This window comes from Nocardioides aestuarii, assembly GCF_039527245.1.
GTDB lineage: Bacteria > Actinomycetota > Actinomycetes > Propionibacteriales > Nocardioidaceae > Nocardioides > Nocardioides aestuarii.
This window is the reverse complement of the sequence record NZ_BAAAJT010000002.1, coordinates 2,175,370-2,196,659: the sequence shown is the minus strand read 5'-3', so window position 1 is coordinate 2,196,659 and position 21,290 is coordinate 2,175,370. Positions and strand designations below refer to the sequence as shown.

At 72.2% G+C, this 21,290-nt stretch carries 20 protein-coding genes, 2 tRNA genes, 1 other RNA gene and 1 pseudogene; 10 read left to right on the top strand and 14 right to left on the bottom strand.

Annotation, left to right across the window (positions count from 1 at the left end; translation table 11 throughout):
* Nucleotides 1–44 precede the first annotated feature (44 nt).
* Both ABD091_RS11135 and ABD091_RS11130 read right to left on the bottom strand, forming a co-directional pair.
* Nucleotides 45–635, bottom strand: coding sequence for a hypothetical protein (locus ABD091_RS11135; RefSeq protein ID WP_343918359.1), 591 nt, complete (start codon nucleotides 633–635; stop codon nucleotides 45–47).
* 151 nt (nucleotides 636–786) lie between these two features.
* Entirely contained in the window at nucleotides 787–1,545 is a 759-nt protein-coding gene (locus ABD091_RS11130; RefSeq protein ID WP_343918357.1) for a leucine-rich repeat domain-containing protein, read from the bottom strand.
* Nucleotides 1,546–1,571: 26 nt separating this feature from the next.
* Here ABD091_RS11130 and ABD091_RS11125 point away from each other — a divergent pair, with 26 nt between their 5' ends.
* A complete protein-coding gene (locus ABD091_RS11125) occupies nucleotides 1,572–2,450 on the top strand; it encodes a GNAT family N-acetyltransferase (protein WP_343918355.1) in 879 nt (292 codons plus the stop codon).
* Here the strand turns inward: ABD091_RS11125 and ABD091_RS11120 are convergent.
* Complete coding sequence (locus tag ABD091_RS11120) at nucleotides 2,439–3,407, bottom strand: NAD-dependent epimerase/dehydratase family protein (RefSeq protein WP_343918353.1); 969 nt, start codon at nucleotides 3,405–3,407, stop codon at nucleotides 2,439–2,441. The two genes, ABD091_RS11125 and ABD091_RS11120, sit on opposite strands and share 12 nt — an antisense overlap.
* A 140-nt stretch (nucleotides 3,408–3,547) precedes the next feature.
* On the opposite strand from ABD091_RS11120, the gene ABD091_RS11115 reads away from it, so the two are divergent.
* Complete coding sequence (locus ABD091_RS11115; RefSeq protein WP_343918351.1) at nucleotides 3,548–5,029, top strand: FAD-dependent oxidoreductase; 1,482 nt, start codon at nucleotides 3,548–3,550, stop codon at nucleotides 5,027–5,029.
* On the opposite strand, the gene ABD091_RS11110 is transcribed toward ABD091_RS11115, so the two are convergent.
* Nucleotides 5,026–5,664: a CoA transferase subunit B gene (locus ABD091_RS11110; RefSeq protein ID WP_343918349.1), complete on the bottom strand. Its 639-nt coding sequence runs from the start codon at nucleotides 5,662–5,664 to the stop codon at nucleotides 5,026–5,028. The two genes, ABD091_RS11115 and ABD091_RS11110, sit on opposite strands and share 4 nt — an antisense overlap.
* Nucleotides 5,665–5,667: 3 nt before the next feature.
* Nucleotides 5,668–6,432: a CoA transferase subunit A gene (locus ABD091_RS11105; protein WP_343918347.1), complete on the bottom strand. Its 765-nt coding sequence runs from the start codon at nucleotides 6,430–6,432 to the stop codon at nucleotides 5,668–5,670.
* A 75-nt stretch (nucleotides 6,433–6,507) separates the two neighbouring features.
* Here ABD091_RS11105 and bagA point away from each other — a divergent pair, with 75 nt between their 5' ends.
* Both bagA and bagB read left to right on the top strand, forming a co-directional pair.
* A complete protein-coding gene (bagA, locus tag ABD091_RS11100; protein WP_343918345.1) occupies nucleotides 6,508–7,509 on the top strand; it encodes an ATPase BagA in 1,002 nt (333 codons plus the stop codon).
* Nucleotides 7,506–8,708 (top strand): ArsA family ATPase, encoded by a 1,203-nt coding sequence (bagB, locus tag ABD091_RS11095; RefSeq protein WP_343918343.1) that lies wholly within the window; start codon nucleotides 7,506–7,508, stop codon nucleotides 8,706–8,708. The genes bagA and bagB overlap by 4 nt, the downstream gene beginning before the upstream one ends.
* A 48-nt stretch (nucleotides 8,709–8,756) precedes the next feature.
* On the opposite strand, the gene ABD091_RS11090 is transcribed toward bagB, so the two are convergent.
* The gene (locus ABD091_RS11090; RefSeq protein ID WP_343918341.1) at nucleotides 8,757–9,041 is read right to left on the bottom strand and encodes a WhiB family transcriptional regulator; all 285 of its coding nucleotides are present in this window, start codon (nucleotides 9,039–9,041) and stop codon (nucleotides 8,757–8,759) included.
* 191 nt (nucleotides 9,042–9,232) lie between these two features.
* Between ABD091_RS11090 and ABD091_RS11085 the strand changes: the two genes are divergently transcribed.
* Entirely contained in the window at nucleotides 9,233–11,647 is a 2,415-nt protein-coding gene (locus ABD091_RS11085) for a transglycosylase domain-containing protein (protein WP_343918339.1), read from the top strand.
* A 12-nt stretch (nucleotides 11,648–11,659) separates the two neighbouring features.
* Here ABD091_RS11085 and ABD091_RS11080 read toward each other — a convergent pair whose 3' ends face one another.
* Nucleotides 11,660–12,118, bottom strand: coding sequence for a GatB/YqeY domain-containing protein (locus tag ABD091_RS11080; RefSeq protein WP_343918337.1), 459 nt, complete (start codon nucleotides 12,116–12,118; stop codon nucleotides 11,660–11,662).
* A gap of 26 nt (nucleotides 12,119–12,144) precedes the next feature.
* Between ABD091_RS11080 and ABD091_RS11075 the strand changes: the two genes are divergently transcribed.
* The 3 genes from ABD091_RS11075 to ABD091_RS11065 all read left to right on the top strand — a co-directional run bounded on the left by ABD091_RS11075 (nucleotide 12,145) and on the right by ABD091_RS11065 (nucleotide 13,891).
* Nucleotides 12,145–13,062, top strand: coding sequence for a metallophosphoesterase (locus ABD091_RS11075; RefSeq protein ID WP_343918334.1), 918 nt, complete (start codon nucleotides 12,145–12,147; stop codon nucleotides 13,060–13,062).
* A 64-nt stretch (nucleotides 13,063–13,126) separates the two neighbouring features.
* Nucleotides 13,127–13,203 (top strand) — tRNA-Pro (locus ABD091_RS11070).
* A 79-nt stretch (nucleotides 13,204–13,282) separates the two neighbouring features.
* On the top strand, nucleotides 13,283–13,891 hold the full coding sequence (locus ABD091_RS11065; RefSeq protein ID WP_343918332.1) for a hypothetical protein: 609 nt from the start codon (nucleotides 13,283–13,285) through the stop codon (nucleotides 13,889–13,891).
* Between the two features lie 22 nt (nucleotides 13,892–13,913).
* Here ABD091_RS11065 and ABD091_RS11060 read toward each other — a convergent pair whose 3' ends face one another.
* The 7 genes and pseudogenes from ABD091_RS11060 to ffs all read right to left on the bottom strand — a co-directional run bounded on the left by ABD091_RS11060 (nucleotide 13,914) and on the right by ffs (nucleotide 20,046).
* Nucleotides 13,914–14,957, bottom strand: coding sequence for an aspartate-semialdehyde dehydrogenase (locus tag ABD091_RS11060; protein ID WP_343918330.1), 1,044 nt, complete (start codon nucleotides 14,955–14,957; stop codon nucleotides 13,914–13,916).
* Nucleotides 14,954–16,237 (bottom strand): aspartate kinase, encoded by a 1,284-nt coding sequence (locus tag ABD091_RS11055; RefSeq protein WP_343918328.1) that lies wholly within the window; start codon nucleotides 16,235–16,237, stop codon nucleotides 14,954–14,956. Before ABD091_RS11055 ends, ABD091_RS11060 begins: the two co-directional genes overlap by 4 nt.
* A gap of 49 nt (nucleotides 16,238–16,286) precedes the next feature.
* On the bottom strand, nucleotides 16,287–16,901 hold the full coding sequence (locus tag ABD091_RS11050) for a DUF5063 domain-containing protein (protein WP_343918326.1): 615 nt from the start codon (nucleotides 16,899–16,901) through the stop codon (nucleotides 16,287–16,289).
* Nucleotides 16,894–17,493, bottom strand: coding sequence for a recombination mediator RecR (recR, locus tag ABD091_RS11045; protein ID WP_343918324.1), 600 nt, complete (start codon nucleotides 17,491–17,493; stop codon nucleotides 16,894–16,896). Before recR ends, ABD091_RS11050 begins: the two co-directional genes overlap by 8 nt.
* An 11-nt stretch (nucleotides 17,494–17,504) precedes the next feature.
* Nucleotides 17,505–17,882 carry a YbaB/EbfC family nucleoid-associated protein gene (locus ABD091_RS11040; RefSeq protein ID WP_343918322.1) on the bottom strand — a complete coding sequence of 126 codons (378 nt, stop codon included), beginning with the start codon at nucleotides 17,880–17,882 and terminating at the stop codon, nucleotides 17,505–17,507.
* Nucleotides 17,883–18,213: 331 nt separating this feature from the next.
* Nucleotides 18,214–19,866 (bottom strand): annotated as a pseudogene (locus ABD091_RS11035) (DNA polymerase III subunit gamma and tau); the annotation flags it as partial.
* An 89-nt stretch (nucleotides 19,867–19,955) separates the two neighbouring features.
* An RNA gene (ffs, locus tag ABD091_RS11030) (signal recognition particle sRNA small type) lies at nucleotides 19,956–20,046 on the bottom strand.
* An 88-nt stretch (nucleotides 20,047–20,134) separates the two neighbouring features.
* Between ffs and ABD091_RS11025 the strand changes: the two genes are divergently transcribed.
* Nucleotides 20,135–20,223: transfer RNA gene (locus ABD091_RS11025), tRNA-Ser, on the top strand.
* A gap of 67 nt (nucleotides 20,224–20,290) precedes the next feature.
* Nucleotides 20,291–21,241 (top strand): formylglycine-generating enzyme family protein, encoded by a 951-nt coding sequence (locus tag ABD091_RS11020; RefSeq protein WP_465264497.1) that lies wholly within the window; start codon nucleotides 20,291–20,293, stop codon nucleotides 21,239–21,241.
* Nucleotides 21,242–21,290 lie beyond the last annotated feature (49 nt).

Here is a 21,290-nt window from a genome sequence, read left to right as displayed (position 1 = left end):
CCACCGGACTGGGTGCGGTGGCGGCGGCGGGACGAGCGAACGGGTCAGGCCGTGGCGGTGACCAGCTCCCTCTCGTCCGTGTCGGCCACGGCGCTGCGTGAGTGCCGGAAGCCGAGCGCCGCCAGCAGCAGCATCACGACGCCGCCCGCGAAGGCGACGGCGGCTGCGATGCCGGCGATGGTGCCGATCGTGGCGAAGGCGTAGCCGTAGAGCAGCAGCCCGCGCAGCGTGTTGCCCATGAACAGCGTCTGCCGCAGGCCGGCGAGCGCCTGGCCCTCGTCGGACGCCTTCTCCTCGTCGCTCAGCGCGATGTATTCCCCGCTGACCTCCTCGTAGGTCCGGCCGTCGCTGGAGGCGTTCATGTGGGCGAGGATGTAGTGGTCGGCGAAGGCCTTGGCCTCCGGACCGGTGTCGAGCGCGCTGCCGGCGTACTGCTCGAGCGCGGCGGCGTCCTCGGCCGGCAGGCTCGAGAGCGCCTCGCCCTCGGGCATCGTGATGTCCTGCATGGTCAACTGCTGGTGCACCTGGTCGCCCACGAACACGCTGGCCCAGGTCAGGAGCGCTCCGGCGAGGAGCAGGACCAGGGCGAGGGCGACGCCGGTCCACGAGATGAGCTTGTCGAGCACGGAACGCATGAGGGTCTCTTCCTGTCGGGGCCTGCCTGCCTTGCTGTCGCTCCACACGCTAGGAACGACGCACCCCGCCGCGCCCTTGCCGAAAGGCGGTCGTCCCAGGACCGAAGGTCCCGGGTGTGACGGGACCGCCGACCCGGGCTGGGCCGGGCGGTCAGGTCCGCAGCGCCGCCAGCGTGAGGTCCGTACGCCGAAGCGCGGGCAGGGCGTCGAGCAGCGAGACGTCGGCGAGGGGGCCGGCGTAGATCCGGATCTCCTCGAGCCGGTCGAGCACCTCGACACCCTCGAGCGACCGCAGCTGGGTCATGTGCAGCGAGAGCCGCTTCAGCGACCCCGCGACCGGGGTGAGGTCGCCCAGCGACCGCAGGCGGTCGGCGTAGGAGATCCGGAGCTCCTCGAGCGCCGGGAACCCGGCGACCAGCTCGGCGACGGTACGCGCCTTCGTCTCGCGGACGGACAGGGAGGCCAGCCGCGGGTGGCCGCGCTCGATCGCGGGCATCAGCATCGCGCCGCCCTTGCCTCCCAGGCCGGCCCGGAACCACCGCAGGTCCTCAAACGCGAACGGGTCGACCTCGCCGCGCAGTCCGCGGACGTCGAGGATCAGCGCCCGCAGCCCGGGGTGGTCGCCGATCGACGCCGCGTCGACGACACCGTCGGACTCGAGCCAGAGGTGCCGGAGGTCGGGGACGTCGCGCAGGAAGGTGACGTCGCTGAACCCGAGCCGGAGCGACCGGACCCCGTGCTCCGTCGCGCCGTCGATGACCTGCTGCTCGGAGTGGTAGTAGCTCCCGGCACACCAGAACCCGCCGCCCGCCTCGGCCTCCTCGACGAGGTCGGCGGGCAGGTCGCGCCGCAGTCGGTCGAGCTCGTCACGGCGCAGCCCGACCGGGTCGGGAAGTCGGGGGCGCGGCACGCTCCCACGCTAGTAGTTTGCGAGGCGTGGAGCTGACGGTTTGCACCACCGACGAGGACTACGAGGCCTGGCGCCGGGTCCGGGTCGCGGTGGTGCCCTACGAGCGCGCCGACACGGTCGCGGAGATGCGGGCCCGTGACTCCGCGGACCGGCTGATGCTGCTCGCGACCGAGGACGGTCTCGTCGTCGGGTCCGGGGCCGCAGCCCGGTCCAACATCGCCGGCGGTGGCTACGTCTCCCCGATGGTCCTGGAGGAGCACCGGCGCCGGGGCCACGGCACGCTGCTCCTCCGAGCCCTCGCCGACCACGTCGCGGGCCTGGGCGTGGCCGACCTGCGGGCCATGACCGACGACGAGGGGTCGCTCGCCTTCGCCCATCGTTTCGGCTTCCTCGAGGTCGACCAGCAGGTCGAGCAGGTGCGGGGCGTCGGCGACGAGCCCGAGCCCGGTCCGCCGCCCGAGGGCGTCGAGGTGGTCACCACCGACGAGCGCCCCGATCTCTGGGCGGCGAGCTATGGGGGCTTCGGCCGGCAGGCGCTCGCCGACTTCGCCGTCTTCCAGCCGATCGAGGTCTCCGCCGAGCAGTGGCGCGAGGAGTGGGCCGGCGACCCGATGTTCCTGGCGGTCCACGACGGTGCGGTGGTCGGCTGCGCCGGCCTCGACCGCGACGCCGACCATCCCGAGCGCGGCGAGAACGCGCTGACCGCCGTACGCCACGACTGGCGCGGGCGCGGCCTCGCGGTCCACCTCAAGCGCCGGACGCTCCGCTGGGCCGCCGACCACGGCCTGACCGAGATCTACACGTGGACCCAGGTCGGCAACCGGCCGATGCTCACCCTCAACGAGCGCCTCGGCTATGTCACCGGCCGGACCAGCAGCACGCTGTCACGCCCGTCACCGCTCTGACCTCGATCGGTCGAGCAGCTCCGCCTCGTGCTCGGGGGTGAGGCCGACCCCGCCCACGAGCCGCGCGTCGGTGACCCAGGCGGCGGTGTCGCGCACGATCTCGGCCATCGGCCGGTGCCGCAGCCCGACCGCCTCGGCCCGCGCCGGCGACATCGCCGACGCCCAGTCCGCCACGCCCTCGCTCCACAGCGGCAGCTCGCGAGCGGTCACACCCTGCCCGACCAGCCACTCGCCGTCGACCCACGTCAGCGTCGTGCCCTCCGGGGCGACCGCGGCCGCCGACTCGAGCAGCACCGACCACGCGACGTGGGGGCGGACGGCGTTGAACGGCCCGGTCAGTCCCTCGGACGCCAGCGTGAGCACCAGCGCCGCCAGGTCGCGTACGTCGACCACCTGCGCCGGGTCGTCGGGAGCGCCCGGCGCGAGCACCTCGCCGCCGCGCTGCAGGCGGCGTACCCACCACGGGAAGCGGCCGGTGTAGTCGTCGGGCCCCACGACGTAGGTCGGGCGCACCAGCGCGACGTCGTCGCCGTGGACCTCGGAGGCAGCCAGCTCGCAGGACACCTTCAGCGACCCGTAGGTCTCGGCCGTCACGTCCTCGACGTCCTCACCGGCAGCGGGGAGCAGCGCGCTGGACTCGTCGCCGCCCGGGCCCGGCGGGTCGGCGTAGACGGAGACGCTCGAGACGAGGACGTGGTGGCCGCCGCGGCCGCCGAGCGCCGCCGCCAGCGAGCGGACCTGGCGCGGCAGGTAGGCGCAGACGTCGACCGTCGCGTCCCACTCCCCCTCGGCCAGCGCCGACAGGTCGCCGTCGCGATCGGCCAGGACGTGGCGCGCCTCGGGGAACAGGTCGGTCGGGTTCCGGTGGACGAGCGTGACGTCGTGGCCAGCTGCCAGCGCTGCCTCCACGACGTGCTTGCCGATGAACCGGGTGCCGCCGACGACCAGGAGCCTCATCGCTGCATCCAAGCACGGGCCGGCCCCCTCGGGATGGGACGGGCGGGCGCAGGCATGGACTTCCCCGGCCAGGAGCGCCACTGTAGAGGATCTGGGTCGCGCCGACCTCCGGCCGGGACCCGGCCCCTGGGGAGGCAGCCATGACGGCTGATCACACGTCCGCACCGTCCGACCACTACGAGGTCGTCGTCGTCGGCGCCGGGATCGCCGGGCTCAACGCCCTCGCGGTCGCCAGCGGCTACCTCGGGCCGCACGACCGGGTGCTGCTCGTCGACCGGCGACATCGCGTCGGAGGGATGTGGGTCGACACCTATCCCTACGTCCGTCTCCACCAGCCCCACCCGTTCTTCACCGCCGGCGACATCCCGTGGACCCTCGGCGAGGGCCGGGCCTACCTCGCCACCAAGTGGGAGGTCCTCGACCACTTCTCGCACTGCATCGCGGAGCTCCGGCACCGCGTGCGGCTCGACCAGTGGCTCGAGACCGAGTACGTCGGGCACGAGGTCGTCGACGGGACCGTGCGGGTCACCTGCCGCGGGGCCGAGGGCCGGGAACGGGTCGCGTCCGCGGAGCGCTTCGTGAAGGCGACCAGCCTCGAGATCATGCCGAACCGGCCGTTCCCCGTCAGCAGCGAGCAGGTGCAGTCGGTGACGCCGGAGTCCGACGTGCGGGAGGGCGAGATCGCGCGCAGCACCGCGCCGGTGTGGATCGTCGGCGGCGGCAAGACCGCCATGGACACCGCCCGGGCGATCATCACCGCCCAGCCGGGTCGCGAGGTCAACATGCTGGCCGGCTCCGGCACCTTCTTCCTCGAGCGCGACCGGGCGTTCCCCACCGGCCACCGGCGGTGGTGGGGCGGCCAGCGCGGCTATCCCTACTTCCGCGACTGGAGCATGCGCTTCGACGGCACCAACGAGCGCGAGGTCATGAGGTGGGTGAGCGACCACCCGTCGACCATCAGCATCACGCCCCGCCCCCGCGACTTCCTGTTCGGCCAGCTGTCACGGAGCGAGGCGACGACGATCAGCGCCGGGCTCCGCCAGGTGGTCACCGACCACCTCGTCGACGTCGTCGACGAGGGCGGTCGGCCCCACCTCGAGCTGCGCAGCGGCGCGCGGCGGGCGATCGAGCCCGGCAGCTGGCTGGTCAACTGCAGCGGTCACTTCTTCCGGGGCGAGCAGCAGCCGTACGCCCCCTACACCTCGGCCGGCGGACGCGTCGCCACCGTCACGCCCCGCTCGACCATCGCACTGCTCGCCTCGTTCAGCGGCTACTTCATCACCCACCTGCTGATGCTCGGCAAGCTCGACGAGCTGCCGCTCTACGAGGTCGACGCCGACACGCTGGGGCGCCGGGACCGCGACGCGTGGGCGTGCACCGTCGTCGCCGTGCACATGCACAACCTGTCGGTCATGATCGACGCGCTCCCGCGCACCGTCTTCGCCCGCAACGGCCTCGACTTCGAGAAGTGGTTCCCACTCCACCGTCAGCTGCTCACGAGCGTGCAGGTCATGCGCGAGCACGGCGCGCTCATCGAGCACACCGCCGCCGCGCTCGACCGCGTGCGCGAGGTGCACGGCGTACGGTGCGGGCCGCTGCCGGAGCTCGCGGCGGCGCGCTAGATCAGCTCGGGCTCGGTCTTCTCCCGGACCTCGTCCTCGGTGACGTCGGGGGCGAGCTCGACGAGCTTGAGGCCCCCTCCGTCAGATGCCGGGATCACGTCGATGACGGCGAGGTCGGTGATGATCCGCTGGACGACCTTCTTGCCGGTGTAGGGCAGGGCGCACTCGTTGAGGATCTTCAGCGAGCCGTCCTTGGCGACGTGCTCCATCAGCACGATCACGCGCTTGGCGCCGTGGACGAGGTCCATCGCGCCGCCCATGCCCTTGACCATCTTGCCGGGGATCATCCAGTTGGCGATGTCGCCGTCCTTGGAGACCTGCATCGCGCCGAGGATCGCGGCGTCGATCTTGCCGCCGCGGATCATCCCGAAGCTGGTGGCGGAGTCGAAGAACGACGCGCCCTTGCGCAGCGTCACCGTCTCCTTGCCCGCGTTGATGAGGTCGGGGTCCTCCTCGCCCTCCCACGGGTAGGCACCGACGCCGAGGATGCCGTTCTCCGACTGGAGGACGAGCTCGACGTCGTCGGCGACGTAGTTCGGCACCAGCGTCGGGAGGCCGATGCCGAGGTTGACGTAGGAGCCATCGGTCAGCTCCGAGGCGGCACGCGCCGCCATCTCCTCACGGGTCCACGGCATCTCTCAGGCCTCCTTCTTGCGAACGGTGACGCGCTCGATGCGCTTGTCGGCAGCCTGCTCGGGGGTCAGCGCGACGACGCGCTGGACGAAGACCCCAGGGGTGTGGATCGCGTTGGGGTCGAGCTCGCCGGGCTCGACGAGCTCCTCGACCTCCGCGATCGTCAGCCGCCCGCACATCGCGGCCAGCGGGTTGAAGTTGCGCGCGGAGTCGTTGAAGACGAGGTTGCCGTGGCGGTCGCCCTTCCAGGCGCGCACGAGGCCGAAGTCGGCGACGATCGCCTCCTCGAGGACGTACTCACGCCCGCCGAAGTCACGCGTCTCCTTCGGCGGAGAGGACTTCACCACGTTGCCGTCGGCGTCGTACCTCCACGGGATCCCGCCCTCGGCAACCTGCGTACCGCCACCGGTCGCGGTGAAGAACGCCGGGATGCCGGAGCCGCCGGCCCGCATCCGCTCCGCCAGCGTCCCTTGCGGCGTCAGCTCGACCTCGAGCTCGCCGGAGAGGTACTGCCGGGCGAACTCCTTGTTCTCCCCGACGTACGACGACACCATCCGCCGCAGCCGCTTCTCCATCAGCAGCCGGCCCAGGCCCCAGTCGTCGACCCCGCAGTTGTTCGAGACCGCCTCGAGGTCGGTCGTGCCGGCCTCCAGGAGCGCCTCGATCAGCACCGAGGGGATGCCGCACAGGCCGAAGCCTCCGACGGCGAGGGTCGATCCGTCCGTGATGTCGGCGACGGCCTCCGCCGCTGACGCAACAACCTTGTCCACGCCTGCACCCTAGCCCCGCGTGAGGGCCGTCACGTATGGCCCCCGTGCACACATCGGGCTGCCTACGATGGCTGCATGCCCACCCCCACCCGGTCCGGTGCCCAGCTGCACGTCGTGACCGGCAAGGGCGGCACCGGCAAGACGACCGTCGCCGCCGCCCTCGCCCTGGCCCTCGCCAGCCGCGGCCAGGACGTCCTCCTCTGCGAGGTCGAGGGCCGGCAGGGCATCGCCCGCCTCTTCGACGTCGACCCCCTCCCCTACGCCGAGCGGCGGATCGCCGTCGGCACCGGCAACGGTGAGAAGCAGGGGGCGTTGTACGGGCTGCACATCGATCCCGAGTCGGCGCTGCTCGAATACCTCGCGATGTACTACAAGCTCGGCCGCGCCGGGAAGGCGCTCGACCGCTTCGGCGTCATCGAGTTCGCCACCACGCTCGCGCCGGGCGTCCGCGACGTGCTCCTGACCGGCAAGGTCTACGAGGCCGCCAAGCCGGGCCGACGCGGCAAGGACGTGCGCCAGTACGACGCCGTCGTGCTCGACGCACCGCCGACGGGACGGATCGCCCAGTTCCTCGGCGTCAACAGCGAGCTCGCCGGCCTCGCCAAGGTCGGCCCGATCAAGAGCCAGGCCGACCAGGTCATGAAGCTCTTCCGCAGCCAGCGCACCCGGATCCACCTCGTCACCGTCCTCGAGGAGATGCCCGTGCAGGAGACCGCCGACGGCATCGAGGAGCTGCGCGACCACGGCTTCCCGCTCGGCTCGGTCGTGGTCAACCTGGTCCGCCCGCAGGACCTCGGCGCCGACGACCTCGCGGCCCTCACCTCCGGCGACGTCGAGCCGGCCGCGGTCGCCACCGACCTCAAGGCGGCCGGGATCGAGGCCGACGACGCGCTGGTCGAGGGGCTGCTGGCCGAGGCCCGCGACCACGCCGTGCGCCGCGCGCTGGAGGACTCGCAGCGTGAGCTCGTCGCCCAGCTCGACGTCCCGACCGTCGAGCTGCCGCGCCTCCCCGGCGGCGCCGACCTCGGCGGGCTCTACGAGCTGGCCGGGTCGCTCTGCGAGCAGGGGATGGCATGAGCCCGCAGTCGTCCGCCGGCAACCGCGCCCGCGTCGGCCCGCTCGCCGGCGCCGGGTCGACCGCGCCGGTCCTCGACGTCGACGCGCTGCTCGACGACCGAGACACCGGGATCATCGTCTGCTGCGGCTCCGGCGGCGTCGGGAAGACCACGACGTCCGCCGCGCTCGCGCTGCGCGCCGCCGAGCGCGGCCGCAAGGTCGTCGTCCTCACGATCGACCCGGCCCGCCGGCTCGCGCAGTCGATGGGGATCGAGGAGCTCGACAACACCCCGCGGCCGGTCCCCGACGTCGCCGGCGAGGGTTCGCTCGACGCGATGATGCTCGACATGAAGCGCACCTTCGACGAGGTGGTCGAGAGCCAGGCCAGCCCCGAGAAGGCGCAGCAGATCCTCACCAACCCGTTCTACGTCGCGCTCTCCTCCTCGTTCGCGGGGACGCAGGAGTACATGGCGATGGAGAAGCTCGGCCAGATCCACGCCGCCGCCCGCGCCGACGACACCTACGACCTGATCGTCGTCGACACCCCGCCGTCGCGGTCGGCGCTCGACTTCCTCGACGCCCCCGAGCGGCTCTCCCGCTTCCTCGACGGCCGCTTCATCCGGCTGCTGCTCGCGCCCGCCAAGGGACCGGCGAAGCTGATGACCGCCGGCGTCGGGCTGGTCACCAACGCGATGACCAGGATCCTGGGCGCGCAGGTCCTGCGCGACATGCAGACCTTCGTCGCCGCGTTCGACACCCTCTTCGGCGGCTTCCGCCAGCGGGCCCAGAAGACCTTCGAGCTGCTGCAGGCCGACGGGACGGCGTTCCTCGTCGTCGCCGCGCCGGAGCCGGACGCGCTCCGCGAGGCGGCGTACTTCGTCGAGCGGCTCAGCGAGGACCGGATGCCGCTCGCCGGCCTGGTGGTCAACCGGGCCACGGCACCCCCCGAGGGGAGTTTGTCGGCCGACGAGGCGATGGCGGCGTACGAGCGGCTGAGCCGGAGAGAGGACGGAGCTGACGACTCCCCCGTTTCGAGGACAGCTGGACTGCTGCGGCTCCACGCCGACCGGTCACGCCTGGTCGAGCGCGAGCGTGGCCTGCGGACGCGGTTCGCCGCGGCCCACCCGCAGGTGCCGACGGCGGTCGTCCCGGCGCTCGCCGGTGACGTGCACGACCTCGACGGGCTGCGTGACGTCGGCCACCTCCTCAGCGGGGGGTGACGACGCGCGACGCCGGCCCCGGAGGTGGCCGGCGTCGTGCGCGGTCGGTCAGAGGGCCGCCGGCGAGGTGTGCTGCTCGCGCGCGGTCTCGAGGACGGAGCGCCACGAGGCACCCGGCCGACGGCGGAGCAGCGCCCGGCGCTCACGCTCGGTCATGCCGCCCCAGACGCCCCACTCGATCTGGTTGTCGAGGGCCTCGGCGAGGCACTCGGTGCGCACGGGGCAGCCCTTGCACAGGAGCTTGGCCTTGTTCTGCTCGGCGCCGCGCACGAACAGCGCGTCCGGCGAGGCCTGGCGGCAGGCGGCGGATGGTGCCCAGTCTTCGATCCACATGGTGACGTCCCCACAGTCCGTCCGGGTCAGGGAGTCCCCATGACTTCCCTTATGAATCCCGATGGAAGAAAGGTAAAGAACCGACACGCGGGTCACACAGACTCTTTCGATTCAATCTCCCTAGTCCGAAGTGACTAGTCCCGACGAGTCACGAATAGTCGGGGTGGGTGACCCCCGTTATCCTCGAGCCCATGTCCATGCCGCCCGAGGAACGCCTTCCGACGTCCCGCGTGCTGTCACACCTGGGTGTGATGGTCGCCGTCGCCGTCGTGCTCGGCGTCGTCGTCGCCGGCCTGGCGATCCCCTTCGCCGGCCTGATGGGTCTTGCCGCCCGCGACGTCTCCCGCACCATGGACGACCTGCCGACGGAGCTGACCGTCGAGCCGCTCTCCCAGAAGACGACCATTGTCGACGGCGCCGGCAACACGATCGCCTCGCTCTACGACGAGAACCGGGTCAACGTCTCCCTCGACCAGGTCTCGCGCACGATGGTCAAGGCCATCGTCGCGATCGAGGACTACCGCTACTACGAGCACGGCGCCCTCGACCTGCGCGGCACGCTGCGCGCCCTGGTCACCAACCAGGCGTCGGGCTCGACCGTGCAGGGTGGCTCCTCCATCACCCAGCAGATGGTCAAGCTGACCCTGGTCAGCCAGGCCGACACCAAGGCCGAGCGCGCCGCGGCGACCGAGGAGTCGATCGCGCGCAAGGTGCGCGAGCTGCGCTACGCGATCGCCTTCGAGGAGCAGTACTCCAAGGACTGGATCCTCGAGCGCTACCTCAACCTCGCCTACTTCGGCGACGGTGCCTACGGCATCCAGTCGGCCGCCCGCCACTACTTCGACAAGAACGCGAAGGACCTCAACCTCCGCGAGTCGGCGATGCTCGCCGGCCTGGTGAAGAACCCGACCGGCCTCGACCCGACGAACTCCCCCGACGCGGCCCTCGAGCGCCGCAACGTCGTGCTCGAGCGGATGGCCCAGCTCAACGTCGTCCCCCAGGCGCGGGCCGACAAGGCGAGCAAGACCAAGCTCGGCATCGACCCCCAGCCGACCGACAACGGCTGCGTGAACTCGCGGGCCCCGTTCTTCTGCGACTACGTCATCAACTACCTCCTCGAGGACCCCTCGCTCGGCAGGAACAAGGAGGCGCGGCGCCAGATGCTGCGCACCGGGGGTCTCACCATCGAGACGACCATCGACCTGCGCTTCCAGCAGGCCGCCGACAACGCCGTCCGGGAGCGCGTCTTCCCCACCGACAACGCGATCGGTGGCATGGCGATGGTCGAGCCCGGCACCGGGGACGTGAAGGCGCTCGCCCAGTCGCGGCCGATGGGCAGCAACAAGAAGGCCGGCCAGACCTTCCTCAACTACGTCGTCCCCCAGGAGTACGGCGACTCAGCCGGCTTCCAGCCAGGCTCGACGTTCAAGGCGTTCGTCCTGGCGCAGGCGCTGATCGACGGCGTCCCGCCCAACTACTCCCTCAACGTCCCGGCCCAGGACTTCATCCCGGAGAGCCAGTTCGGCAAGCCCGACTGCCCCTACCAGAGCACCACGGTCTGGGAGCCCTCCAACTACGACGACGCCGGCGGGACCTTCGACCTCTACACCGGCACCCAGAAGTCGGTGAACACCTTCTACGCCGCGCTCGAGCAGGTCACGGGGCTCTGCAAGCCCTACGAGCTGGCCAAGAAGATGGGCGTCGTGCTGACCAACCCCGACAAGGAGCGGGTGCCGTCGTTCACGCTCGGCGTCTCCGACGTCAGCCCGCTCGAGATGGCCGAGGCCTACGCGACCTTCGCGGCCCGCGGCGAGCACTGCGACTCCCGGCCCGTCACCGCGATCGAGGACACCCGCGGCAACACGCTCAAGGAGTATCCCGAGCGCTGCACCCAGGTGATGGAGAACGCGGTCGCCGACACGGTCAACGACATCCTCGCCGGGGTCCTGGCCCCGGGCGGCTTCGGTGCCAACATCCAGACCGCCCAGCCTGACGCCGGCAAGACCGGCACCACCCAGGAGGGCAAGGCCGTGTGGTTCGTGGGCTACACCCCCAACCTCGCGACCGCGTCGATGATCGCCGGCGCCAACGCCGAGGGTCAGCCGATCCCGCTGTCCGGTGTCTCGGTCGGCGGCTCGCCGCTCTACGACGTCTCCGGATCCGGGACGGCCGGCCCGATGTGGGGCCAGGCGATGGGCGTGGTCCAGCAGTGGCTCGACGACGTGCCGTTCACCAAGCCCGACAAGAGCGCGCTGCTCGACCAGGGCGGCCAGGTGCCGTCGGTCGGGGGGCTCTCGATCAAGACGGCGACCCGGATCCTCCAGGACGCCGGCTTCACCGCCGTCATCGGCCCCGAGGCGAACTCCAGCTATCCCGAGGGCACGGTCGCCTTCACCGACCCCGGCACCGGCGAGCAGTACTTCGACGGCGCCCCCGTCACGCTCTACATCTCCAACGGCTACACCCCGCCCCCGCCCAGCAACAACGGAGGCGGCGGCAACAACGGTGGTGGCGGCAACGGCGGCGGGAACAACGGCGGCGGGAACAACGGCGGCGGTGGCGGCAACGGCGGGGGCGGCGGCGGAGGTGGCGGCGGAGGCCGCTGACGCGGGGGCTCGTCAGGCGAGCTGGCGGCGGACCTCCGCGGCGACGGCACCGCCGTCGGCCCGGCCCTTGGTCTGAGGCGTCACGACACCCATGACCTTGCCCATCGCCTTCATGCCCTCGCCGGCCGCACCGGTCTTCTCGATCGCGTCGGCCACGAGGGCGGCGATCGCGTCGGCGTCGAGCTGCTCGGGCAGGTAGTCGGCGATCACCTCGGCCTCGGCCCGCTCCTTGGCGGCCATCTCGGTCCGGCCGCCCTCCTCGAAGGCCGTGGCGGCCTCGCGCCGCTTCTTGGCCTCGGTCGACAGCACCCCGACGACGTCGTCGTCGCTGAGCTCGCGGGCCTCCTTGCCGGCGACCTCGGCGTTGGTGATGGCCGACAGCACCATCCGGATCGTCGAGGACCTGACCTCGTCGCGCCCCTTGATGGCGGCGGTGAGGTCGGTGCGGAGTCGGTCCTTGAGTGCGCTCATGCGCACCATTCTGTCAGGGTGGTGCCATGCCTTTTCTCGCCCGTGCGCTCGGCGCCGCGGTCCTCGGCGGCGCCGCGGTCACGGCGTACGCCGTCAGCGAGACGCGGCGCTTCGTGCTGCGCCGGGCGACGATGCCGGTGCTGCCGCCGGGTCACCGCCCGCTGCGGCTGCTCCACCTCAGCGACCTCCACCTGACCCCCGGCCAGCGCGTCAAGCAGGACTGGGTGCGCAGCCTGGCCGACCTCGAGCCCGACCTCGTCGTCGACACCGGCGACCACCTCTCCCACCGGGAGTCGGTGCCCTACGTCCTCGACTGCTTCGACGGCCTGCTCGACGTCCCCGGCGTCTTCGTCTTCGGCTCCAACGACTACTTCGAGCCGACCCTGCGCAACCCCTTCCGCTACCTCCTGCCCGACGACGGCACCCGTCACACCGACAGCCCGATGCTGCCCTTCGACGACCTGCGGGCGGGGCTGGCCGACGCCGGTTGGCTCGACCTGACCAACACCCGTGGTCGGCTCCGGGTCGACGACCTCACGGTCGCGTTCGCGGGGGTCGACGACCCCCACCTCGAGTACGACCGCCTCGACGACGTCGCGGGCCCGGCCGACCCGGAGGCCGACCTCCGGCTCGGCGTCACCCACGCGCCCTACCTGCGGGTCCTCGACCAGCTCGCCCGTGACGGCTACGACGCGGTGCTGGCCGGCCACACCCACGGCGGCCAGGTCTGCCTCCCGGGCGGGCGCGCGCTGGTCACCAACTGCGACCTCGAGCCCGAGCGGGCCAAGGGCCTCCACCGCCACCCGGCCGCGTCCGCGGCCGGCGACCCGGGGTCGTCCTGGCTCCACGTCTCGGCCGGTCTCGGCACGTCGCCCTACGCGCAGATCAGGCTCGCCTGCCGCCCGGAAGCCACCCTCATCTCGCTCGTCGGGGCCGATTTCTGACCCCGCTCCACGCTCGGGTAGGGTGACCGTGCTCGTGCGCCGGGGTGACCCGCGCGGAGCGGATCGGGCTGTGGCGCAGCTTGGTAGCGCGCCTCGTTCGGGACGAGGAGGCCGCAGGTTCAAATCCTGTCAGCCCGACCACGGATATGTCCCGGTGCCAGTGTGCTGGCACCGGGACATATTGCTTCCCGGCGGGCCGTGATCTGGCAGACTCGGAGCCATGGCTGAGAAGGACTCGGGTGACGGCCCCTCGTTGGAGCTGCCCTCCTTCGGCCTGCGCCGGCGCAAGCGCGACGAGCCCGCCGCCGGGCCCGCCATGGAGGCGCCCGACCCTGCTCCGGAGCCACCGCGGGGGACCGTCGCGATCGAGGAGCCGGAGCCGGAGCCGGCCTCCGAGCCGAAGCGTCGGAACCGGGAGAAGCGGACCCGCCGTCGCCCCGCCCTCAAGCCCCTGCCCGCAGCGGCCCTGACCGGTGCGGTCGTCGGCGGCCTGCTGGTCGGCCTGATGTGGGCGGGCCTCCAGACCTGCGACTTCATCCGCGGCACGTCGTCGTGCCAAGGCGGCGGGGTCGTGATGTGGCTGGCGATCCTGGCCTTCGTCGTGATCCTCGGCCGTTTCCTGCTGCGCTGGTTCGGTCTCGAGGAGACCGGCAGCACCAGCTTCCTCGCCGTCGGGCTCACTGCGGTGGTCGTGCTGCTCTTCTCGAGCAACCTCCAGAGCTCGTGGATGGCCCTGGCGATGCCGGTCATCGGCGCGGTTGCCTACGCCCTCTCCCACTGGGTCACGACCGCCTTCGTCGAGCCCACCGGGCCCGAGCGCCACCGCTGACCGTCGGCGGTCGCCGCCCGCCTCAGCGGGCGGCGGCGACGAGCTCGGCGATCTGCACGGTGTTGAGGGCGGCGCCCTTGCGGAGGTTGTCGTTGCTGATGAACAGCGCCAGCCCGCGGTCGCCGTCGACGCCGGGGTCCTGCCGGATGCGGCCGACGTAGGACGGGTCCTTCCCCGCAGCCTTCAACGGGGTCGGGACCTCCATCAGCTCGACCCCGGGGGCACCGGCGAGGAGCGCGCGGGCCCGGTCGGGGGTGATGCCGCGGGCGAACTCGGCGTTGACCGCGAGCGAGTGGCCGGTGAAGACCGGCACCCGGACGCAGATGCCGGACACCCGGAGGTCGGGCAGGTCGAGGATCTTGCGCGACTCGTTGCGGAGCTTCTGCTCCTCGTCGGTCTCGTTCAGCCCGTCGTCGACGATCGACCCGGCGAGCGGCAGGACGTTGTAGGCGATCGGCTCGGTGTACTTCACCGGGTCGGGGAACGCCACCGCACCGCCGTCGTAGGCGAGCTCACGGGCCTTCTCGCCGACCGCCTCGACGCCGTGGGCGAGCTCGTCGACGCCGGCGACCCCCGAGCCGGACACGGCCTGGTAGGAGGAGATGACCAGCCGCTGGAGACCGGCCTCGTCGTGGAGCGGCTTGAGGACCGGCATCGCGGCCATCGTCGTGCAGTTGGGGTTGGCGATGATGCCCCGCCCGGCCTCGATGACCGGCCGGAGCGCGCCCGGGTTGACCTCGCTCACGACCAGCGGGATCGCGGGGTCCTTGCGGAAGGCGCTGGAGTTGTCGACCACGGTGACGCCCGCGTCGGCGTAGGCCGGGGCGAGGGCGCGCGACGTCGTCGCGCCGGCGGAGAAGAGCGCGATGTCGAGCCCGGCCGGGTCGGCGGTGGCAGCGTCCTCGACGACCACCTCACCCCCGGCGTAGGGCAGGACGGTGCCCGCGGAGCGGGCAGAGGCGAAGAACCGCACCTGACTGGCCGGGAAGCCGCGCTCCTCGAGGATCTGGCGCATCGCGACGCCCACCTGGCCGGTGGCGCCGACGATGCCGAGACTGAGGGTCATCGTCCGGTCCCGCCGTAGACGACGGCCTCGATCTCGTCGGCGTCGAGGTCGAAGGCGGTGTGGGTGGCCTGGACGGCGGCGTCGACCTGGGCCTGGTCGACGATGACCGAGATCCGGATCTCCGAGGTCGAGATCATCTGGATGTTGACGCCCGCGCTGGCGAGGCCGGCGAAGAACTTCGCGGTGATGCCGGGGTGGGAGCGCATCCCGGCGCCGATCAGCGAGACCTTGCCGACCTGGTCGTCGTAGAGGAGCTTGTCGTAGCCGACCTCGGCCTGGATCTTCGCGAGCGCACCCATCGCGGTCTGGCCGTCCTCGCGCGGCAGCGTGAAGGAGATGTCGGTGAGCGCGGTGGCCGCGGCCGACACGTTCTGGACGACCATGTCGATGTTGATCTGGGCGCCCGCGAGCGCCTCGAAGATCCGGGCGGCCTCGCCGACCTTGTCGGGGACGCCGACGACGGTGATCTTGGCCTCGCTGCGGTCGTGGGCGACGCCGGCGATGATCGCCTGTTCCATGGTGCTCTCCTGGTGCTGCTGGTCGTCGATGCTGCCCGCCACGATGGTGCCCTCGAGCTGGCTGAAGGACGAGCGGACGTGGATCGGGATGTCGTAGCGGCGGCCGTACTCGACGCACCGCAGGTGGAGGATCTTGGCGCCGCAGGCGGCGAGCTCGAGCATCTCCTCGTAGGTGACCGCGTCGAGCTTGCGGGCGGTCGGCACGATCCGCGGATCGGCGGTGAAGACGCCGTCGACGTCGGTGTAGATCTCGCAGACGTCGGCCTTCAGTGCGGCGGCCAGCGCCACCGCCGTCGTGTCGGTGCCGCCGCGGCCGAGGGTGGTGATCTCCTTGGTGTCGCGCGAGACGCCCTGGAAGCCGGCGACGATGACGATGTGTCCCTCGTCCAGGGCGGTGGAGATCCGGCCGGGGGTGACGTCGATGATCTTGGCCTTGCCGTGGACCGAGTCGGTGATCACGCCCGCCTGCGACCCGGTGAAGGACCGCGCGCTGTAGCCGAGGTCGGAGATCGCCATCGCGACCAGCGCCATCGAGATCCGCTCTCCCGCCGTGAGCAGCATGTCGAGCTCGCGGGCCGGCGGCAGCGGGCTGACCTCGCCGGCGAGGTCGAGCAGGTTGTCGGTCGAGTCGCCCATCGCGGAGACGGCGACGACCACGTCGTGGCCGTCCTTCTTCGCCTCCACGATCCGTCGCGCGACGCGCTTGATCGCGGCGGCGTCGGCGACCGACGACCCGCCGTACTTCTGGACGACGATGCCCATGACCTGCCCTTCGATCTCGGGTGGGGACCGCGCCCGAGTCTATCGAGGGTCAGGCGTTCGGCTCCTCGCCGTCCAAGAGGGCGTCGGCTGCCTGGAGCTGCGCGGCCTCCGCCGGCACCTCCACGTCGAGCCGGTCGTGGGAGACGACCGACAGCAGCGCGTTGAGCGCGGCACCGGCCAGGTTGCCCCAGGAGGAGACGTAGGAGAACTGCCACCACCACAGCGCCTCGGCGACGTTGCCGTTCGTGTAGTGGCGCAGGCCGTTGTCGAGGTCGGTCGCGATCGAGGTCAGGTCGTCGGAGAGCTGGCTCTCGACGACCTCGGGGACGTAGGGGTCGAAGACGAAGCCGTAGGTGTCGAGCCCGCCGAGCATCTCGGCGAGCCGCAGCCGCATGTCGTCGACGTCGGGCTCGGGGCCGACGTCGGGCTGGTACTCCAGCCGCGGCGTGAAGTCCTGCTGGGCTCCGAGCCGGGCGCCGGCGAGCAGGATCTGGGAGATCTCGAGCAGCAGCAGCGAGACACCCCGGCCGGGGTCGTTCTCGCGGGCGATCGCGCGCAGCGCCAGCAGGAACGACTCGACCTGGTCGGCGATCTGCTGGGCGAACGCGAGTCGCTCGAGCTCCTCGGGAGTCTGCACCGTCTGGCCCAGGGTCTGATCAGTCATCTGCACTCCGCCTTCCTGCGAATGCTCGGCCGAGGGTGACCTCGTCGGCGTACTCGAGGTCTCCACCCACCGGCAGTCCACTCGCCAAGCGCGTCACGCGCAACCCGAGGGTCTTCAACATCCGTGTGATGTAGGTCGCGGTCGCCTCACCCTCGAGGTTGGGGTCGGTCGCGAGGATCACCTCGGTGACCTCACCGTCGGCCAGCCGCTGGAGCAGCTCACGGATCCGGAGCTGGTCGGGGCCGATGCCGTCGAGCGGCGAGATCGCGCCGCCCAGGACGTGGTAGCGGCCGCGGTATTCACGCGTCCGCTCGATCGCGACGACGTCCTTGTACTCCTCCACGACGCAGAGCACGGTCGGGTCGCGCCGCGGGTCGCGGCAGATCCGGCACTGCTCCTCCTCGGAGACGTTGAAGCACGTCGAGCAGAACTTCACCTTCGCCTTGACCTCGACCAGCACGTCGGCGAGCCGGCGTACGTCGGTCGCGTCGGCCTGGAGCAGGTGGAAGGCGATCCGCTGGGCGCTCTTGGGGCCCACGCCGGGGAGCCGGCCGAGCTCGTCGATGAGGTCCTGGACCACACCTTCGTACACGGGTGGGTCTCCTAGCCGCCGAGGCCGGGGAGCCCCGGCATGCCGCCACCGCCGCCGCCCGCGAGCGGGCCGAGCGCCTCGGAGGCGAGGCCGTCGGCCTGGCCCTTGGCGTCGCGGTAGGCGGCCACGATCATGTCGCCGAGGTCGGACAGGTCGTCGGGGTCGCCGCCGTCGAAGCCGCCGGCGCGGATCTCGACACCGACGAGCTCGCCGACGCCGTTGACCTTCACGGTGACGGCCCCGCCGGCGACGGTGCCCTCGACCTCGGTGTCGGCGAGGCGGGCCTGGGCCTGCTCGAGCTGTTCCTGCATCTGCTGGGCCTGCTGCATCAGGGCATTGAGGTCGAGGCCACCGGCACCGCCGAGTCCGGCGAACGGGTCCTGGGTCATGGTCGGTCCTTTCGGGACGGGGAAGGGCTCACGTGTGGGGGATCTCGTCGATCACCTGGGCGCCGAGCTCGCGCTCGAGCAGGGCAGCGCCGCCGAGGCCGTCGGCATCGGCGTCGGGGTCGTCGCGGTGGGCGTCGTCGTCGGGGTCACCGGACTGCTCGGGGGCGTCGCCCTGGAGGCCGCGCGCCTCGGCGTCGGCGGCCTGCGCCCGCTCCCACGGCCGCTGGGCCGGTGGCTCGTCGGCGGGCGGCTCCGGTGCGGGCTCCGGCTCGGCCGCCGGCGCAGGAGCGGAGGCCGACGGGGCGGGCGTCCCGCCGGACGCACCGGGGTCGACGATCGCCTCGACCTTCCAGTCGACACCGGCGACGTCGATCGCGGCCTGGCGCAGGATCTCGTCGCACCCACCGCCCACGAAGGAGTCGCGGGCGCCGACGTTGGTGAAGCCGAGCGTCAGGACGTTGCCCTCGACGGAGACGACCTGGGAGTTCTGGGTGAGGTGCATCCACGCCACCCGGCGGCGCAGCTTGGTCGCCTCGACGACGTCGGGCCACAGCCGGCGCACCTCGACGAGGCTGAGGCCGCCGCCGCTCGCTGCCGGCTCGGCGGCGGGTGCGGGAGTCGGCTCCGGGTCGGGCACGACGGGCGGCGCGGCGGGCGGGACCGGCTCGGGCTCGGGGTCGGCCGGCGGCGGCTCCGCCGCGGCCGGGGCGGGAGCCGGGGTCGGCTCGGGTGCGGGCTCGGCCACAGGTGCCGTCGGGTGCTGGACGGTCGGGGGCGCGGGGTCCTCGCGGACCGGCGCCGGGCTCGGGGCACCGCCCGCGATCGCCGCCCGCTTCTCGAGCCGGTCGACCCGCGCGGCGACCCCGCCGTCGGTGTCGGCACCGGGCAGCAGCACGCGGGCGCAGATCAGCTCGAGCAGCAACCGGGGCGCGGTCGCGCCGCGCATCTCGGTCAGGCCGCTCGCGACCAGGTCGGCCGCCCGGCTGAGCTCGGCGGGGCCGAAGCGTGCGGCCTGGGCGACCAGCCGGTCGGCCTGGTCCTCGGAGACGTCGATCAGGCCGGTCGCCGGGGCGTCGGGCACGGCGGCGACGATGACGAGGTCACGCAGCCGGCGCAGCAGGTCCTCGGTGAAGCGGCGGGGGTCCTGGCCGGTCTCGATGACCCGGTCGACCACGCCGAAGACCCCAGCGCCGTCACCCGCCGCGAAGGCGTCGACGACGTCGTCGAGCAGGGCGGTCGGGGTGTAGCCGAGCAGGCCGGTGGCGAGCTCGTGGGTGACGCCCTCGGGCCCGGCGCCGCCGAGCAGCTGGTCGAGCACCGACAGCGAGTCGCGCGCCGACCCGGCGCCGGCCCGCACGATCAGCGGCAGCGCGGCCGGCTCGACCGCGACCCCCTCCTGCTGACAGAGCTCGGAGAGGTAGCCGCTCAGCAGCCGCGGCGGGATCAGCCGGAACGGGTAGTGGTGGGTGCGCGAGCGGATCGTCGGGATGACCTTCTCCGGCTCGGTCGTCGCGAAGACGAAGCGCAGGTGGGGCGGAGGTTCCTCGACCAGCTTGAGCAGGGCGTTGAACCCCTGCGTGGTCACCATGTGGGCCTCGTCGATGATGTAGACCTTGTAGCGGCTCCTGACCGGAGCGAAGAACGCCTTCTCGCGCAGGTCGCGGGCGTCGTCGACGCCGCCGTGGGAGGCCGCGTCGATCTCGATCACGTCGATCGAGCCGGGCCCGCCGCGAGCGAGGTCGCGGCAGCTGTCGCACTCGCCGCACGGGTCGGCGACCGGCGCCTGCTCGCAGTTGAGCGTCCGGGCGAGGATCCGGGCGCTCGTGGTCTTGCCGCAGCCGCGGGGGCCGGAGAAGAGGTAGGCGTGGTTGACCCGGTTGTTGGCCAGCGCCGCCCGCAGCGGGGTCGTCACGTGGTCCTGCCCGATGACGTCGGCGAACGTCTCGGGGCGGTAGCGCCGGTAGAGGGCGAGCGGGGACTCCACGACTGCACCCTAGCCACCGGGCCTGACAGGCGACACCGCCCGTCCCCAGCCCCTCCCCGGACATGAACCCGGACGTGGACGTGACATGAAAAGGCCCCCCGCGTACCCGATAGAGCCCACTGACCCTTGCTGCCTTCCGGCCCTGGGGGAGTTGGGTGGGGTACCGCCACGCGGGGGGTTGGCCCGAGTCTAGGTGAGGTGCTCGCGGCCACCAACCCGAGCCCCTCCGGATTCGGCGTCTCCCGCTGCGGCCGGTACATTCCTCCGCGGAGGATTCGCCTAGTGGCCTATGGCGCTCGCTTGGAAAGCGGGTTGGGTTAACAGCCCTCAGGGGTTCGAATCCCCTATCCTCCGCCACTCAGCAACGGCGCCGTACGAGCTCGTACGGCGCCGTTCGCGCGTCCGGGGCCGACCCGCCCGCCGGATCCGTCATCCTGAGCCGGTGTCCCCTTCCTGCTGCGGACCCGCCCGTGAGCCCACCGAGCGCCCCGCGCCGGGCGCCGGCGCCGCGGCGCCCGGACCGGACGCGGACGCTCCGGCACTCGTCGAGGTCCCCGCGGGCACCTTCACGATGGGGACCGACGACCCGCGCGGCTACGCCGAGGACGGTGAGGGTCCGGCCCACGAGGTCGAGCTGGCGGCGTACGCGATCGGCGTGCACACGGTCACCAACGACCAGTTCGCCCGCTTCGTCGAAAAGACCGGCCACGTCACTACGGCCGAGCGGTTCGGGGACTCCTTCGTCTTCGCCGGGCTGCTGCCCGACGACTTCCCGCCCACCCGTGCGGTCGCCGCGGCGCCGTGGTGGCGCCAGGTCGCGGGTGCGTCCTGGCGGGCGCCCGAGGGTCCCGGCAGCACGCTCGACGACCGGCTCGACCACCCCGTCGTGCACGTGAGCTGGGACGACGCCCGGGCGTTCTGCGCCTGGAGCGGCACCCGGCTCCCGACCGAGGCCGAGTGGGAGCGGGCCGCCCGCGGCGGCGTCGAGGACCTCCACTTCCCGTGGGGCGCCGAGCGCGAACCGTGCGGGGAGCACCGGATGAACGTCTGGCAGGGCAGCTTCCCCCAGCACGACACCGCCGAGGACGGCTGGGCCGGCACCTGCCCGGTCGGCACCTTCCCCCCGAACGACCTCGGGCTCCACGAGGTCACCGGCAACGTGTGGGAGTGGTGCGCCGACTGGTTCGACCCCGGCTACTACGCCCGGTCCCCGCGCGTGGCGCCGACCGGGCCCGGGGAGGGGACGTCGCGGGTGATGCGTGGCGGGTCCTACCTGTGTCACGACAGCTATTGCTGGCGCTACCGCGTCGACGCCCGCAGCTCCAACACCCCCGACAGCACGACCGGCAACCTCGGGTTCCGTGTCGCCCGCTGAGGGCCGACGTACGCACGTGCCGCGCTGAGTGTCGTACCCGACCTGAGCG

What these genes read in the sequence shown, in the direction of transcription:
- ABD091_RS11135 (WP_343918359.1), bottom strand. Translation starts at nt 635, where the DNA reads ATGCGTTCCGTGCTCGACAAGCTCATCTCGTGGACCGGCGTCGCCCTC.
- ABD091_RS11120 (WP_343918353.1), bottom strand. Translation starts at nt 3,407, where the DNA reads ATGAGGCTCCTGGTCGTCGGCGGCACCCGGTTCATCGGCAAGCACGTC.
- ABD091_RS11115 (WP_343918351.1), top strand. Translation starts at nt 3,548, where the DNA reads ATGACGGCTGATCACACGTCCGCACCGTCCGACCACTACGAGGTCGTC.
- ABD091_RS11110 (WP_343918349.1), bottom strand. Translation starts at nt 5,664, where the DNA reads ATGCCGTGGACCCGTGAGGAGATGGCGGCGCGTGCCGCCTCGGAGCTG.
- bagA (WP_343918345.1), top strand. Translation starts at nt 6,508, where the DNA reads ATGCCCACCCCCACCCGGTCCGGTGCCCAGCTGCACGTCGTGACCGGC.
- bagB (WP_343918343.1), top strand. Translation starts at nt 7,506, where the DNA reads ATGAGCCCGCAGTCGTCCGCCGGCAACCGCGCCCGCGTCGGCCCGCTC.
- ABD091_RS11090 (WP_343918341.1), bottom strand. Translation starts at nt 9,041, where the DNA reads ATGTGGATCGAAGACTGGGCACCATCCGCCGCCTGCCGCCAGGCCTCG.
- ABD091_RS11085 (WP_343918339.1), top strand. Translation starts at nt 9,233, where the DNA reads ATGTCCATGCCGCCCGAGGAACGCCTTCCGACGTCCCGCGTGCTGTCA.
- ABD091_RS11080 (WP_343918337.1), bottom strand. Translation starts at nt 12,118, where the DNA reads ATGAGCGCACTCAAGGACCGACTCCGCACCGACCTCACCGCCGCCATC.
- ABD091_RS11075 (WP_343918334.1), top strand. Translation starts at nt 12,145, where the DNA reads ATGCCTTTTCTCGCCCGTGCGCTCGGCGCCGCGGTCCTCGGCGGCGCC.
- ABD091_RS11065 (WP_343918332.1), top strand. Translation starts at nt 13,283, where the DNA reads ATGGCTGAGAAGGACTCGGGTGACGGCCCCTCGTTGGAGCTGCCCTCC.
- ABD091_RS11060 (WP_343918330.1), bottom strand. Translation starts at nt 14,957, where the DNA reads ATGACCCTCAGTCTCGGCATCGTCGGCGCCACCGGCCAGGTGGGCGTC.
- ABD091_RS11055 (WP_343918328.1), bottom strand. Translation starts at nt 16,237, where the DNA reads ATGGGCATCGTCGTCCAGAAGTACGGCGGGTCGTCGGTCGCCGACGCC.
- ABD091_RS11050 (WP_343918326.1), bottom strand. Translation starts at nt 16,901, where the DNA reads ATGACTGATCAGACCCTGGGCCAGACGGTGCAGACTCCCGAGGAGCTC.
- ABD091_RS11040 (WP_343918322.1), bottom strand. Translation starts at nt 17,882, where the DNA reads ATGACCCAGGACCCGTTCGCCGGACTCGGCGGTGCCGGTGGCCTCGAC.